The organism is Bradyrhizobium diversitatis, from assembly GCF_016031635.1.
GTDB classification, from domain to species: domain Bacteria; phylum Pseudomonadota; class Alphaproteobacteria; order Rhizobiales; family Xanthobacteraceae; genus Bradyrhizobium; species Bradyrhizobium diversitatis.
This window is the reverse complement of sequence record NZ_JACEGD010000011.1, coordinates 408,121-422,581: the sequence shown is the minus strand read 5'-3', so window position 1 is coordinate 422,581 and position 14,461 is coordinate 408,121. Positions and strand designations below refer to the sequence as shown.

The following is a 14,461-nucleotide window of genomic DNA, read 5'->3' as shown; positions in this document are numbered from 1 at the left end:
TCTTGGCCCATCGATTGAAGCGGTTGTAGGCTGTTGTGTAAGGGCCATAGCGCTCCGGCAGATCGCGCCAGGGTGTCCCCGTACGCAGGACGAAGAAGATGCCGTTGAGCACCTTGCGATCATCCGGCCGCGGCCGGCCATTCTTCTTGCCTTCCGCCCCAGGTAACAGCGGAGAGATGATTGTCCACTCGGCGTCTGAAAGATCAAAGCGGGCCATCAGGACCTCCCTTTTGGGAAGCCTTGAATCACTCCGCCTCGTCACTCGCAAGGGGTTTGAGTACAGAACCTAGGCCGGCGAGCGTGCCGCTGCCGCTTGGGGAAAAGCGGGACGACTTGGCCGATCGGCCGCTCCGGCGTGGACTCTGGAGCAGTGACGCCCCACCATTGCGAGGCGAGTCGGCCGGGCGATGCAGGATCCTCGTTTGATCTGCCTGACATCTCCCGGCGTTGGCGACCGCTCCATTTCATCTGCAAGAGGCCGTCACGCGACCATGCCGAGCGCCGGATTCGTTCACCTTCACGTTCACTCGGCCTATTCGCTGCTCAAGGGCTCGATCAAGATCGCCAAGCTTGCCGAGCTTGCGAAGAAGGACCACCAGCCCGCGCTGGCGCTGACCGACACCGACAATCTGTTCGGTGCGCTGGAGTTCTCCGACAAGATGGCGAGTTCCGGCATCCAGCCGATCGTCGGCTGCGAGCTGGCCATCGATTTCGGCGACCAGGATCCGAATGCGCGCAACGCGATGGGGCCGTCGCGGGTGGTGCTGCTGGGAGCGCAGGAGCGCGGCTATCGCAGCCTGATGCGGCTGAATTCGCGCGCGTTCCTGGAATCGCCGGACAGCCATGCTCCGTTCATCAAGTTCGATTGGCTCGAGGGCGAGACCGAAGGCCTGATCGCGCTGACGGGCGGACCGGACGGGCCGATCTCGCTGGCGCTCGCCGGCGGTCATGCCGAACTCGCCGCGCAGCGCTGCGAACGCCTGGCCGGCCTGTTCGGCGACCGCCTCTACGTCGAATTGCAGCGCCACAACTCCGAGAAGGAGCGGCGCGTCGAAAGCGGCTTGATCGACATCGCCTACGCCAAGGGAGTGCCGCTGGTTGCGACCAACGAGCCGTATTTCGCCACGACCGACGATTACGAGGCCCATGACGCGCTCCTCTGCATCGCGGGCGGACGGCTGATCGCCGAGACCGAACGCGAGCAGCTCACGCCGGATCATCGCTTCAAGACGCGCGCCGAAATGGCGGTGCTGTTCGCCGACATCCCGGAGGCGCTGGCCTCGACGGTGGAGATCGCCGAGCGCTGCTCGTTCCGGCCGATGACGCGCAAGCCGATCCTGCCGTTCTTCACCGTCGGCGCCGCGTCGAGCTCGGATGCGGCTGCGGTGGAGGCCGCCGAACTGAAGCGGCAGGCGGAGGAGGGGCTCGCCAACCGCCTGCGCGTCCACGGCCTGTCGCAGGGCACGACGGAGGAGACCTACGCCAAGCGGCTCGCCTTCGAGCTCGACGTCATCACCCGCATGAAATATGCGGGCTACTTCCTGATCGTGTCCGACTTCATCAAATGGGCGAAGTCGCAAGGGATTCCGGTCGGGCCGGGCCGCGGCTCCGGCGCCGGCTCGCTGGTAGCGTGGGCGCTGACCATCACCGACCTCGATCCGATCAAGTTCGGCCTGCTGTTCGAGCGCTTCCTCAACCCCGAACGCGTTTCGATGCCGGACTTCGACATCGACTTCTGCCAGGACCGCCGCGGCGAGGTGATCAAGTACGTCCAGGAGCGCTACGGCCGCGACCAGGTTGCGCAGATCATCACCTTCGGCACGCTGCAGGCGCGCGGTGTGCTGCGCGACGTCGGTCGCGTGCTGCAGATGCCCTATGGCCAGGTCGACAAGCTGACCAAGCTGGTGCCGCAGAATCCGGCGGCACCGGTGACGCTGGCTGCCGCCATCGAGAGCGAGCCGAAGCTCCAGGCGTTCCGCGATGAAGATCCGATCGTGGCGCGCGCCTTCGACATCGCGCAGCGCCTCGAAGGCCTGACGCGCCACGCCTCGACCCATGCGGCCGGCATCGTGATCGGCGATCGCCCGTTGAGCGAGCTCGTGCCGCTCTACCGCGATCCCAAATCCGACATGCCGGTGACCCAGTTCAACATGAAATGGGTCGAGCCCGCGGGGCTCGTGAAGTTCGACTTCCTCGGCTTGAAAACGCTCACAGTCCTCGACGTCGCAGTCAAGCTGCTCGAGCCGCGCGGCATCGATGTCGATCTCGCCACGCTGCCGATCGACGATGCCGAGAGCTACCAGATGCTGGCCCGGGGCGACGTCGTCGGCGTGTTCCAGGTTGAAAGCCAGGGCATGCGGCGGGCGCTGATCGACATGCGCCCGGACCGTTTCGAGGACATCATCGCGCTGGTCGCGCTCTATCGCCCGGGCCCGATGGCGAACATCCCGACCTATTGCGCGCGCAAACACGGCGACGAGGAGCCGGAATATCTGCATCCCGTGCTGGAGCCGATCCTGAAAGAGACCTTCGGCGTCATCATCTACCAGGAACAGGTGATGCAGATCGCGCAGGTGATGTCGGGCTATTCGCTCGGCGACGCCGACCTCCTGCGCCGCGCCATGGGCAAGAAGATCCGTGCCGAGATGGACAAGCAGCGCGACATCTTCGTCGCGGGCGCGGTGAAGAACGGCGTGCCGAAGGGGCAGGCCGAGACCATCTTCGAACTGCTGGCGAAGTTTGCCGACTACGGCTTCAACAAGAGCCACGCTGCGGCCTACGCGCTGGTGTCCTACCACACCGCCTACATGAAGGCGCATTATCCGGTGGAGTTCATCGCCGCGTCGATGACGCTCGATCTCAACAACACCGACAAGCTTTCCGAATTCCGCTCCGAAGCGCAGCGTCTCGGCATCAAGGTCGAGCCGCCCAACATCAACCGGTCGGGCGCGACCTTCGAGGTCGGCGACAAGACCATCTACTATGCGCTCGCGGCGCTCAAGGGCGTCGGCATCCAGGCGATCGAGCAGATCATCGCGGAGCGGACCAGAGGCGGCCTGTTCACCTCGCTCGCAGATTTCGCCGCCCGGGTCTCGCCGCGCGCGATCAACAAGCGCATCATCGAAAGTCTCGCCGCCGCGGGCGCCTTCGATACGCTGGAGCCGAACCGGGCGCGCGTCTTTGCCGGTGCCGACTCGATCCTCGCCGCCTGCCAGCGCGCGCACGAGGCCGCGACCATCGGCCAGAACGACATGTTCGGCATGTCGGCGGACGCGCCGACCATCATGCTGCCGCAGGTCGAGCCGTGGCTGCCGGCGGAGCGGCTGCGCCGCGAATACGACGCGATCGGCTTCTTCCTGTCGGGACATCCGCTCGACGACTACGCGACCGTGCTGAAGCGGCTGCGGGTGCAGAGCTGGGCCGAGTTCTCGCGCGCGGTGAAGACCGGCGCCACCGCCGGCAAGGTCGCCGCGACCGTGGTCTCGCGCATGGAGCGGCGCACCAAGACCGGCAACAAGATGGGCATCATGGGCCTGTCGGATCCCACCGGCCATTTCGAGGCGGTGCTGTTCTCGGAAGGCCTTGCACAATATCGCGACGTGCTGGAGCCGGGAGCGGCCGTGCTGCTGCAGTTAGGGGCCGAGCTTCAGGGCGAGGACGTGCGCGCCCGCGTGCTGCATGCCGAGCCGCTCGATGATGCGGCGGCCAAGACGCAGAAGGGCCTGCGCATCTTCCTGCGCGACACCAAGCCGCTGGACTCGATCGCCAAGCGCCTCGCCGGGCCCGACATGGCGGCCTCGAACGGCGGCGCGCCGAAAGTCGGGAGTCCCGCGCCTGCACCGCGCTCCAACGGCGACGGCGAGGTCTCGCTGGTGATGATGCTCGACCTCGAGACCGAGGTGGAGATGAAGCTGCCCGGCCGCTTCAAGGTCTCGCCGCAGATCGCCGGCGCGATCAAGGCGGTCGCGGGCGTGGTGGACGTGCAGCAGCTCTGAGGTCGCCGGCACCGCCGCAAACCAAAGCTTAACTATTTGGCTCGCGTGTGGTTTCGAAGTCGCTTGAGCGCAGCTATCAGTTGTCGGCCCGACGATCTCGTTTGACGGGAAATCTGGAAGGACAACAACCATGTGCGACAAATGCTCCGAAAATCTGCATCATCCTGTTGCTCCCTCCCGGCGCTCCATGATGCTCCTCGCCACGTCGGCGCTTGCGGCCGCGGCGTTTGGCGGGGCAGCCTTCGCCAAGGAGAAGAAGGCGCCGCCGAAACCGCAGAACGTGCTGTCGCCCGATGCGGCGCTGAAGCGGCTGATGGAAGGCAATGCGCGCTACGTGTCGGGCGTGTCGCGCCGCCACGACTTCAAGCATGAGCGCGAGGCATTGGTCGGCGGCCAGAATCCCTACGCGGCCGTGCTGAGCTGCGCCGATTCTCGCATCGCGCCCGAATATGCCTTCGACAGTGGACGCGGAGACCTGTTCGTGTGCCGCGTCGCCGGCAATTTCGCTGGCGACGAGACCGTTGCGAGCATGGAATACACCGTCGCGGTGCTCGGAACGCCCCTGATCCTGGTGCTCGGCCACGACAATTGCGGCGCGGTCGATGCGACCATCAAGTCGCTGAAAGACGACAAGCCGCTGCCGGGGCACATCCCCACGCTGGTCTCCGCGATCGCGCCGGCGGTGAAGACGGCGGCTCAGCAGAGCGGGAATGCGCTCGACAACGCCATTCGCCAGAACGTCCTCGACAACGTCGCCAAGCTGAAATCGGCCACCCCGATCCTCAACGCGGCGGTCGAGCAGGGCAAGCTCAAGGTGGTCGGCGGTATCTATCGGCTGAGCACAGGAAGCGTCGACTTGATCGCCCAGGGCTGAGCCCACCCGAGCATCGAGGCCTGGCGGCCGCGCCTCTTCCTGCAGAGGCCGGCCGCAAGGTCGACAAGCAGCAACCACTCTCGCGATGACGTCGGCATACAAGAATCCGGGGCCGGTCGATTTCTCGCCCGTTGATGAATCGGCTGCCCGGACGACCGCCGCCGAATTGAAATTTGCCGCGTGATCCGCGGGCGAGAGGACGCGTCGTGATATCGTCGCAGCGGGGCTGACGCCGGCGATGGGCGGCCATGCCACCGCCTCAATCCAAGCTTTTCGTCGTTCAAGCCTTTCGTTCAAGCCTTTCGTTCAACCGCCGTTCAGCCGGCTGCGCGCCTCATGCGTGCCGGACCTCGACAACAATAGCGGGCGAGCAAGCCATGCGTGGGACGCTCAGAGCTTTCATCTGCCTTCTGCTGCCGATCCTGGCCCTCGCCGCCGGCGTACCGGAACCGGCGCGCGCCCAGCAGCCGGAAAAGCGCCTCGCGCTCGTGGTCGGCAACGGCGCCTACGCCAAATCGCCGCTGGCGACGACGGCCAACGATGCCGGCCTGATCGCGCAGACGCTCCAGGCGGCGGGCTTCGACGTGGTCGGCGCGCGCGATCTCGACGGCGACACGCTGCGCAAGAGCCTGCGCGATTTCATCCAGAAGGCCCAGGCTTCGGGCCCGGGCACCGTCGCGATGATCTATCTCGCCGGCTACGGCGTGCAGCTTGCCGGCGAGAACTATTTCATCCCGGTCGATTCCAACATCACCCGCGATACCGACATACCGACCGAGGCCCTGCGCATCGGCGACTATGCGCGCCAGCTCGCATCCATTCCGCTCAAGGCCGGCATCGTCGTGCTCGACGCGGCGCGCGCGCAGCCCTTCATCGAGGGCGGTCAGCCGATCGCGAGCGGCCTGGCGCTGGTCGAGCCCGAGGCGAACATGCTGATCGCCTTCAACGCCGCGCCCGGCACGGTGGCGCCGGAGGAGCCTGGTCCTTACGGCATCTATGCCCAGTCGCTCGCCGAGATGATCCGCACCGGCGGCCTGCCGCTGCCCGAGGTGTTCGACCGCGTCCGCCTGCGCGTCAACGAGGCCTCCAAGGGCGCGCAGGTGCCCTGGAACGAGCAGAAGATATCGGCGCAATTTTCGTTCTTTGAGCGTGGGCCCGACGCGCCGCCGGAGACCACGCCCGACCAGGTCGCCGCGATCCGCAACAAGCCGATCCGCGATCTCGGCGTGCAGGATGCCTATGCCGCCGCGCTCGAGCGCGACACGCTGGCGGCCTATGAGGAGTTTCTCGCGGCCTATCCGAATGACCCGCTTGCAAAGCGCGTCATGGCGATCGTGGCGGCGCGCCGCGAGGCAATTACCTGGCGGCGAACCTATCGTGCCGATACGCCGGACGCCTATTGGTCGTATCTGCGCCGCTATCCGCGCGGGCCGCATGCAGGCGATGCCCGGCGCAGGCTCGCGATCCTGACTGCGCCGCTCGAGCCGCCGCCGACTTTCACGATGCTGGACTACGACGTGCCGCCACCGCCGCCGGAGGAGGTCATCTATGTCGACCGTCCGGTGCTGTATTTCAGCGATCCCGATTTCGGCTTCGCGCCGCCACCGCCGCCACCGGTCTATTATCTGCCGCCGCCGCCGCCGGATTTCGTCGTGCTGCCGCCGCCGCTGCCTGTAGTCGGCCTGTTCGTGCTGCCGCAGCCGGTGTTCGTGCCAATCCCGGTGTTCGTCAGGCCGCCGGTCTATGTCGCGCCGCCGCCGAACAACATCATCTACCAGAACATCCACAACACGACCGTCATCAACACCGTGATCAACCGCCCGCCGGCCGCGGAGCCGGCGCCCGGTCCGGGCAATCTGGCCCCGGCGGTTGCCGGCCGCGCCACGCCGGCAGGTGCCGCCGTGCCGCAGGCAGTCGTGCAGCGCGCCGCGTTGATCCAGCAGGGCAAGGCGCCGATGCCGCCGAGCGCGACGATCCAGCCGGCGGTGAGACCGGGTATCGCGGCACCAGCTCCAGCCAATGTCGCGCCTGCCACGACGGCGCAGCCGCCGGCTGCGGCCAGGCTGCCCCAGGCCAATACCTTGCCGGCACCCAATACCCTGCCGGGAACTCCTGGCGGTCCCCCCGCGGGCACGGCGCCCGGCGCCGTCAGGCCGAGCGGCACGCCCGGTCCGGGCGCGACGGCCCCCGCCGGCAACGTTCCTGCTGCCACACCGCAAGCACCGGCGGCCACCAGGCTGCCGCAGGCCAACACGCTGCCGGTGCCCGGAACTCCGGGCGGACCGCCGGCCGGGGCTGGGGGCGAGCCCGGCGCTGCTCCGCCTCATGGCAGACCCGCTGCCACCGCCACGACGCCCGCCGGCAACGTCCCGCCGGCAACAGCCAACCACCCACCGGCTCCCGGAAGCTCATCGACGCCGTCCGCCGGCCTGCCCAAGCCGCCGGAGACGACGACGCCATCTGACCTGCGCGGCAGGCCGGCCGGGTCCCAGTCGGGCGCTTTGCCGCCGCCGAGCGCGGCTCCCGGCAAGCCGGTCGTCCCGCCCACGGTCAAACCCGCGGCACCGCCACCGCCGCCAGTGGCGACGCGGGGGCCGTCGGGAGTTCGGGATCACCGGCCCGCGCCGCCGCCGCAGGCCGCCAGGCCTGCCGCACCGCCACCGCATCCTCAGGCCCTGGCGAAGCCGACGCCGCCGCCTCCGCCGCGAGTCGCGCCACCCCCGCCACCGCGCGCTGCGCCTCCGCCCGTGGCCGTGGCCCGACCGGCGCCGCCTCCGATGGCGCGTCCTGCACCGCCTCCACCTCCGATGGCACGGCCCGCGCCGCCGCCACCTTCGGTCGCGCGGCCTGCACCGCCTCCCATGGCGGCCGCGCCGCCGCGTGCGGCGCCGCATCCGCCGGCACGGCCAGCCGGCCCACCACCAAAGGCCTGTCCGCCTGGACAGCCGAAATGCTAGGAGGCTGAAGGGGGAGGGACGACCGGAAGCGACAGGAGCTTGCGGGCGTCCCGGACGGCCCCTTATTTCCTTGCTTCTGGCCGAAATGGCGCTATATAGCGCGCCATCTCACACGGAAACATGGCTCACAAGGCCGTCCGGTGGCAACCGGGGCGAGAACGCTCCGTTTTGCTCACACGTTTCCGGAGGAACCAACCGGAGAATTAGAACGATGTCGCTACCCGATTTCACCATGCGTCAGCTGCTCGAAGCTGGCGTGCACTTTGGTCACCAGTCTCACCGCTGGAATCCGAAAATGGCTCCGTTCATTTTCGGCACCCGCAACAACATCCACATCGTCGACCTCGCCCAGACCGTGCCGATGCTGCACCAGGCCCTCCAGGCCGTCAGCGACACGGTGGCCAAGGGCGGCCGCATCCTGTTCGTCGGCACCAAGCGCCAGGCGCAGGACGGTGTTGCGGACGCGGCCAAGCGCTGCGCGCAGTACTTCGTCAATTCGCGCTGGCTCGGCGGCACGCTGACCAACTGGAAGACGATCTCGGCCTCGATCAAGCGCCTGCGTCACCTCGACGACGTGCTCTCGGGCGGCGAAGCCAATTCCTACACGAAGAAGGAGCGCCTGACGCTTCAGCGCGAGCGCGACAAGCTCGACCGTTCGCTCGGCGGCATTAAGGACATGGGCGGTCTGCCCGACCTGATCTTCGTGATCGACACCAACAAGGAAGACATCGCGATCCAGGAGGCCCAGCGCCTCAACATCCCGGTCGCCGCGATCGTCGACACCAATTCGGACCCCAAGGGCATCACCTATGTGGTGCCGGGCAATGATGACGCCGGCCGCGCCATTTCCCTGTACTGCGATCTCATCGCGCGTGCGGCGATCGACGGCATCTCGCGTGCCCAGGGCGATTCGGGCATCGACGTCGGCGCCGCGGCTCAGCCGGTCGCCGAGGAGCTGCCGACGCCCTCGTCGAGCGGCTTCCAGGGCCTTGCGGGTCCCCGCGGCACCGCCGACGACCTCAAGAAGCTGCCGGGCGTGTCGGGTGCGATCGAGAAGAAGTTCAACGACCTCGGCATCTTCCACTATTGGCAGCTCGCCGAGCTCGATCACGACACCGCGCACACGATCGGCGAAGAGGTCGGTCTGCCGAGCCGCGCGGACGCCTGGGTGGCCAAGGCCAAGGCGCTGACCGCGGAAGCGGAATAGTCAAAAAGAGCGATGGGTTGGCCGGATAGGATCCGGCCACCATTTCAGTTGACGCAAATTGCTGAGATGGACCGCGGCGGGGCGCTAAGATGCCACGCTGCGGCAAACCGGCAGGCACAAAGGATTTCAACGATGGCAACGATCACAGCGGCGATGGTCAAGGATCTGCGCGAGTCGACCGGCGCAGGCATGATGGACTGCAAGGCCGCGCTGACCGAGAACGACGGCAACATGGAAGCGGCGCAGGACTGGCTTCGCAAGAAGGGTCTGTCCAAGGCTGCCAAGAAGTCGGGCCGGGTCGCGGCCGAGGGCCTGATCGGCGCGCTCACCAAGGGCACCAAGGGCGTCGTGGTCGAGGTCAATTCCGAGACCGATTTCGTCGCGCGCAACGGCCAGTTCCAGGGCCTCGTCAAGATGATCGCCCAGGTTGCGTTCGATGCCGGCGCTGACGTCGAGAAGATCAAGGCCGCCAAGGTCGGCGACGTCACGATCGAAACCGCAATCAATGATGCGATCGCCACCATCGGCGAGAACATGACGCTGCGCCGCGCCGCCCAGCTCGAAGTGAGCCAGGGTGTGGTGTCCCACTATGTCCACGGGGCCGTCATCGACGGCGCCGGCAAGATGGGCGTGATCGTGGCGCTGGAATCGCCGGGCAAGGCCGACGAGCTGTCCGCGCTCGGCCGCCAGATCGCGATGCATGTCGCCGCCGCCAACCCGCTGGCGCTCGATCCGTCCGGCCTCGATCCGGCGGTCGTCAAGCGCGAGAAGGACGTGCTCGCCGACAAATATCGCCAGCAGGGCAAGCCCGAGAACGTGATCGAGAAGATCGTCGAGTCCGGCCTCAAGACCTACTACAAGGAAGTCTGCCTGCTCGAGCAGGCCTTCATCCACGACACCGGCAAGTCGGTGGCGCAGGCGGTGAAGGAGGCCGAGGGCAAGGTCGGCGGCGCTGTGAAGATCGCCGGCTTTGTGCGCTATGCTCTCGGCGAGGGAATCGAGAAGCAGGAAAGCGATTTCGCGGCCGAGGTCGCCGCGGCCAGCGGCAAGAAGTAAGCGCTGGAACGTTCCTTCCGGCGTGCCGCCGGAAGCGGCGGCCGGACAAGGAAGGTGCTCATGACTGATCCGGTCTATCGTCGCGTCGTGATCAAGCTGTCCGGCGAATATCTCGCGGGACAGCAAGGCTTTGGCATCGATCAACCGACCGTCGACCGGGTTGTGGACGATCTGATCGCGGCCCGTCATCTCGGCACCGAGGTCGCGGTCGTGATCGGCGGCGGCAACATGGTCCGCGGCGTGGAGGTCTCCTCCCGCGGGGTGTCGCGCACAACCGGCGACACCATGGGCATGCTCGCCACCATGATGAACTGCCTCGCGCTGGAAGCGGCGATCGAGCGCAAGGGCACGCCGGCGCGGACGCTGTCGGCCTTCGTCATGCCAGAGATTTCCGAGCTGTTTACCCGCACTGCGGCACACAAATACCTGGCCGAGGGCCGGATCGTGCTGCTTGGCGGCGGGACGGGCAATCCGTTCTTCACCACCGACACGACCGCGGTGCTGCGTGCCGCCGAGATCGGGGCGCAGGCGGTCCTGAAGGCGACCAATGTCGACGGCGTCTATTCCGCCGACCCGAAGACGGATCCGACCGCCACGCGATTCGACCGTCTGACGCACTCGCAGGCGATCGAGGGCGGCTACAAGGTGATGGATGCGACCGCCTTCGCGCTTGCTCGCGAGACATCGCTGCCTATCATCGTATTCTCGATCGCGGAGCCGGGGTCGATCGGCGCGATTCTGCGTGGCGTCGGCCACGGAACCATCGTCGCCGGCTGACGGCTCGTCTTGCGGGCCCCGAGGGAAGGGCGCGGAGCGGTCGCCGGGATTTTGAAGGAGAAACGTGATGCCCACGGGTAATTTCGACCTCAACGAAGTGAAGCGCCGCATGCAGGGCGCCGTCCAGTCCCTCAAGCACGAGCTCGGCGGCCTGCGCACCGGCCGCGCCTCCGCCTCGATGCTCGACCCGGTTCAGGTCGAGGCCTATGGCAGCCACATGCCGCTGAACCAGCTTGCCACCGTCAGCGTGCCGGAGCCGCGGCTGATCTCGGTGCAGGTCTGGGACAAGTCGATGGTCAAGGCGGTGGAGAAGGCGATCGTCGATTCCAATCTCGGCCTGTCGCCCGCGACCGAGGGCCAGGTGCTGCGCCTGCGCATCCCTGAGCTCAACGAGGAACGGCGCAAGGAGCTGGTGAAGGTCGCGCACAAATACGCCGAAGCCGCCAAGGTCGCCGCGCGCCATGTCCGCCGCGACGGTCTCGACGTGCTCAAGAAGCTCGAGAAGAATCACGAGATGTCGGAGGACGATCAGAAGCGTCACGCCGACGAGGTGCAGAAGGCGACCGACGGTACCATCGCCGAGATCGACCAGTTGCTGGCCGCCAAGGAAAAAGAAATCCTCACCGTCTAAAGCGCGATGAATGGTCATCGCGCTTTAGGTTATTGTTTGCGCATGATCTTTTCGGAAAACCGCTTCGCACTTTTCCGGATCATGCTTTGAGGCCGCCATAATGTCCAACGCCGCCGCGCCAGCAACGGAAGGGCCCGACCGGTCCGAGGCGCCTGCGCATGTCGCCATCATCATGGATGGCAACGGCCGTTGGGCGGCCGCGCGCGGACTGCCGCGTGCGGAAGGGCATCGCCGCGGTGTGGACGCGCTGCGCCGCGTGGTGCGCGCCTCGCACGAGCTCGGCATTCGCTATCTCACCATCTTCTCGTTCTCGTCGGAGAACTGGTCGCGCCCGGCGAGCGAGATCGGCGACCTGTTCGGCCTGCTGCGGCGCTTCATCCGCAACGATCTGGCGAGCCTGCATCGCGATGGCGTCAAGGTACGCATCATCGGCGAACGCGAGGGGCTCGATAGCGACATCTGCGGGCTCCTCAACGAGGCCGAGGAGCTGACACGCGACAACACGCGCCTGACGCTCGTCGTCGCCTTCAATTACGGCTCGCGGCAGGAGATCGCGAAGGCGGCGCAGAAGCTCGCCCGCGAGGTCGCGGAGGGCAAGCGGGATCCGGCCACGATCGACGCCGAGACGCTCGGGGCGCATCTCGATGCGCCCGACATTCCCGATCCCGATCTCATCATCCGCACCAGTGGGGAGCAGCGCCTGTCCAACTTCCTGATGTGGCAGGCCGCCTATAGCGAGCTCGTGTTCGTGCCGATCCACTGGCCCGACTTCGACAAGGCGGCGCTGGAAAGCGCGATTGCCGAATTTGCCAGGCGCGAACGCCGTTTCGGCGGCCTGGTCGCGAAAACCGCCTCGTGAGCGAACCGGACGCCGCACCGGCGGGCTCTCAGCCTGCCCAGAGCAATCTCGTGCTGCGAGTCCTCGCAGGGTTGGTGCTGGCGCCGCTCGCGATTGCACTCGCCTATGCCGGCGGCTGGCTCTGGGCCCTTCTCGTCACCCTGGTCTCGATCGGACTGTTCGCCGAATGGCTGATGGTGGTGGGCGCGAGCTCGGTCGCGCTGACGGGCGCGGGGACGATCGTCATTGCCATCGTGGGATTCTGCACGGCCTTCGGCGCCCTCAAGACGGCCGTCATCAGCGGCTTCATCGGCGGCGCGATCGTGACGCTGATTGCGTGGAGGAAGTTCGTCTGGGCGGCGACCGGGTTTGCCTATGCGTCGGCGGCGCTGCTGGCGTCGATCCTTTTGCGGCAGGATCTCGTCAACGGTTTCGCCGCGCTGATGTTCGTGCTGCTCGTGGTGTGGGCGACCGACATCGGCGGCTATTTTGCCGGCCGCAGCATCGGCGGGCCGAAGCTGTGGCCGCGCGTGAGCCCGAAAAAGACCTGGTCCGGAGCGCTCGGCGGCTTTGCGGCGAGCCTTGCGGTTGCGGCCGGATTTGCCGCCTGCGGCATCGGAAAGGTGGTTCCACTGCTACTCGTCGGCGCTGTCCTGTCGGTGGTATCGCAACTCGGCGATCTCTTCGAATCCGCAGTGAAGCGGCGCTTCGGGGTCAAGGATTCCAGTCAGTTAATTCCCGGCCATGGCGGGCTTATGGACCGCCTGGACGGTTTCGTCGCCGCCATCCTGGCGGCATGGATTATCGGCTTTCTCCGCCACGGTGTGCATAGCGCCGGAAGCGGTCTTGTGGTTTGGTGAGGATATGAGCGCGGTCCCATTGCGTAACAACAGGCTTGCGGCGTCCGACGTCCGCAGCGTCACGGTTCTCGGCGCCACCGGCTCGATCGGCGACAGCACGATGGACCTGCTGCGCGCCTCGCCCGAGCGCTATCGTGTCGAGGCGTTGACGGCGAACGGCAATGTCGCGGCGCTGGCCAAGCTCGCCAGGGAGTTCTCCGCGCGCTACGTCGCGATCGCCGATACCTCCAAGCTTGCCGAGCTCAAGGCCGCGCTGGCGGGTACCGGTACCGAATGCGGCGCCGGCGAGAGCGCGGTGATCGAGGCCGGCGCGCGTCCGGCCGACTGGGTGATGGCGGCCGTGAGCGGCGCGGCGGGATTGAAGCCGGCGCTGGCGGCGGTCGATCGCGGTGCCCATGTCGCGCTCGCCAACAAGGAATGTCTGGTCTGCGCCGGCGATTTCTTCATGCAGCGCGCGGCAAAGGCGGGCGCCTGCATTCTGCCGGCCGATTCCGAGCACAATGCGCTGTTCCAGGCGCTGAGCTCAGGCAATCGCGACGAGCTCGTCCGCGTCATCATCACGGCCTCGGGAGGTCCGTTCCGGACCTGGAAGCCCGCCGACATCGAGCAGGCCACGCTCGAGCAGGCGCTGAAGCATCCGAACTGGAGCATGGGCCAGAAGATCACGATCGATTCCGCCTCGATGATGAACAAGGGGCTCGAAGTGATCGAGGCATCCTATCTGTTCGCGCTCGCGCCCGACGAGATCGACGTCCTCGTTCATCCGCAGTCGATCATTCACGGCATGGTCGAGTTCTCCGACTGCTCCGTCGTGGCGCAGCTCGGCGCGCCCGACATGCGCACCCCGATCGCGCATTGCCTCGGCTGGCCCGATCGCATCAAGGGGCCGGCGGCGAAGCTGGACCTCGCCAAGATCGGTCAGCTGACCTTCGAAGCGCCGGACTTCGAGCGCTTCCCCGGACTGCGGCTGGCCTACGATTCGCTCCGGACCGGGAAGGGGGCGACCACCGTCTACAACGCCGCCAACGAGGTCGCGGTCGCCGCCTTCATCGCCGGCAAGATCCGGTTCGGCGCGATTGCCCGGCTGGTCGAGGCGACCCTTGACGATTGGATCAAGGGTGGGAACCAGGCGCCCCTGACGTCCGCCGACGATGCAATTTCCGTTGACCATGTTGCGCGAAATAGGGCTGCCGCCCTATTGCCTCAAATTGCCTTAAAGGCATCCTAGTTGGTTCGGTGCCAGGGCCTTGCGGCGCTGGGTGAGGG

Annotated in this window: 11 protein-coding genes; 10 read left to right on the top strand and 1 reads right to left on the bottom strand. The window is 66.9% G+C overall.

The features are described 5' to 3' along the window. On the bottom strand, window positions 1-217 hold a 217-nt coding region (locus H1B27_RS14050; RefSeq protein WP_197964725.1), incomplete at its 3' end, for a transposase. A gap of 274 nt (window positions 218-491) precedes the next feature. Here H1B27_RS14050 and dnaE point away from each other — a divergent pair. The 10 genes from dnaE to dxr all read left to right on the top strand — a co-directional run bounded on the left by dnaE (window position 492) and on the right by dxr (window position 14,423). After that, on the top strand, window positions 492-3,995 hold the full coding sequence (gene dnaE, locus H1B27_RS14045; protein WP_197966443.1) for a DNA polymerase III subunit alpha: 3,504 nt from the start codon (window positions 492-494) through the stop codon (window positions 3,993-3,995). Window positions 3,996-4,125: 130 nt separating this feature from the next. Next, complete coding sequence (locus H1B27_RS14040) at window positions 4,126-4,869, top strand: carbonic anhydrase (protein WP_197966442.1); 744 nt, start codon at window positions 4,126-4,128, stop codon at window positions 4,867-4,869. 377 nt (window positions 4,870-5,246) lie between these two features. Next, entirely contained in the window at window positions 5,247-7,826 is a 2,580-nt protein-coding gene (locus H1B27_RS14035) for a caspase family protein (protein ID WP_197966441.1), read from the top strand. Window positions 7,827-8,037: 211 nt separating this feature from the next. Then, window positions 8,038-9,033: a 30S ribosomal protein S2 gene (locus H1B27_RS14030; RefSeq protein ID WP_061879519.1), complete on the top strand. Its 996-nt coding sequence runs from the start codon at window positions 8,038-8,040 to the stop codon at window positions 9,031-9,033. A gap of 132 nt (window positions 9,034-9,165) precedes the next feature. After that, window positions 9,166-10,089 carry a translation elongation factor Ts gene (tsf, locus tag H1B27_RS14025; protein WP_061879518.1) on the top strand — a complete coding sequence of 308 codons (924 nt, stop codon included), beginning with the start codon at window positions 9,166-9,168 and terminating at the stop codon, window positions 10,087-10,089. Window positions 10,090-10,149: 60 nt separating this feature from the next. Beyond that, entirely contained in the window at window positions 10,150-10,866 is a 717-nt protein-coding gene (pyrH, locus tag H1B27_RS14020) for a UMP kinase (protein ID WP_061879549.1), read from the top strand. A gap of 67 nt (window positions 10,867-10,933) precedes the next feature. Then, window positions 10,934-11,497: a ribosome recycling factor gene (frr, locus tag H1B27_RS14015; RefSeq protein ID WP_061879517.1), complete on the top strand. Its 564-nt coding sequence runs from the start codon at window positions 10,934-10,936 to the stop codon at window positions 11,495-11,497. Between the two features lie 100 nt (window positions 11,498-11,597). Continuing rightward, a complete protein-coding gene (locus H1B27_RS14010; protein ID WP_061879516.1) occupies window positions 11,598-12,356 on the top strand; it encodes an isoprenyl transferase in 759 nt (252 codons plus the stop codon). Further along, the gene (locus H1B27_RS14005; RefSeq protein ID WP_197966440.1) at window positions 12,353-13,195 is read left to right on the top strand and encodes a phosphatidate cytidylyltransferase; all 843 of its coding nucleotides are present in this window, start codon (window positions 12,353-12,355) and stop codon (window positions 13,193-13,195) included. The genes H1B27_RS14010 and H1B27_RS14005 overlap by 4 nt, the downstream gene beginning before the upstream one ends. A gap of 4 nt (window positions 13,196-13,199) precedes the next feature. Beyond that, the gene (gene dxr / locus H1B27_RS14000) at window positions 13,200-14,423 is read left to right on the top strand and encodes a 1-deoxy-D-xylulose-5-phosphate reductoisomerase (protein WP_124158107.1); all 1,224 of its coding nucleotides are present in this window, start codon (window positions 13,200-13,202) and stop codon (window positions 14,421-14,423) included. Window positions 14,424-14,461: the final 38 nt, after the last annotated feature.

Bases quoted from the DNA above. Each gene is read 5' to 3' on its own strand.
- tsf (WP_061879518.1), top strand. From the start codon at position 9,166: ATGGCAACGATCACAGCGGCGATGGTCAAGGATCTGCGCGAGTCGACC.
- frr (WP_061879517.1), top strand. From the start codon at position 10,934: ATGCCCACGGGTAATTTCGACCTCAACGAAGTGAAGCGCCGCATGCAG.
- H1B27_RS14035 (WP_197966441.1), top strand. From the start codon at position 5,247: ATGCGTGGGACGCTCAGAGCTTTCATCTGCCTTCTGCTGCCGATCCTG.
- H1B27_RS14010 (WP_061879516.1), top strand. From the start codon at position 11,598: ATGTCCAACGCCGCCGCGCCAGCAACGGAAGGGCCCGACCGGTCCGAG.
- H1B27_RS14030 (WP_061879519.1), top strand. From the start codon at position 8,038: ATGTCGCTACCCGATTTCACCATGCGTCAGCTGCTCGAAGCTGGCGTG.
- dxr (WP_124158107.1), top strand. From the start codon at position 13,200: ATGAGCGCGGTCCCATTGCGTAACAACAGGCTTGCGGCGTCCGACGTC.
- dnaE (WP_197966443.1), top strand. From the start codon at position 492: ATGCCGAGCGCCGGATTCGTTCACCTTCACGTTCACTCGGCCTATTCG.
- H1B27_RS14040 (WP_197966442.1), top strand. From the start codon at position 4,126: ATGTGCGACAAATGCTCCGAAAATCTGCATCATCCTGTTGCTCCCTCC.
- pyrH (WP_061879549.1), top strand. From the start codon at position 10,150: ATGACTGATCCGGTCTATCGTCGCGTCGTGATCAAGCTGTCCGGCGAA.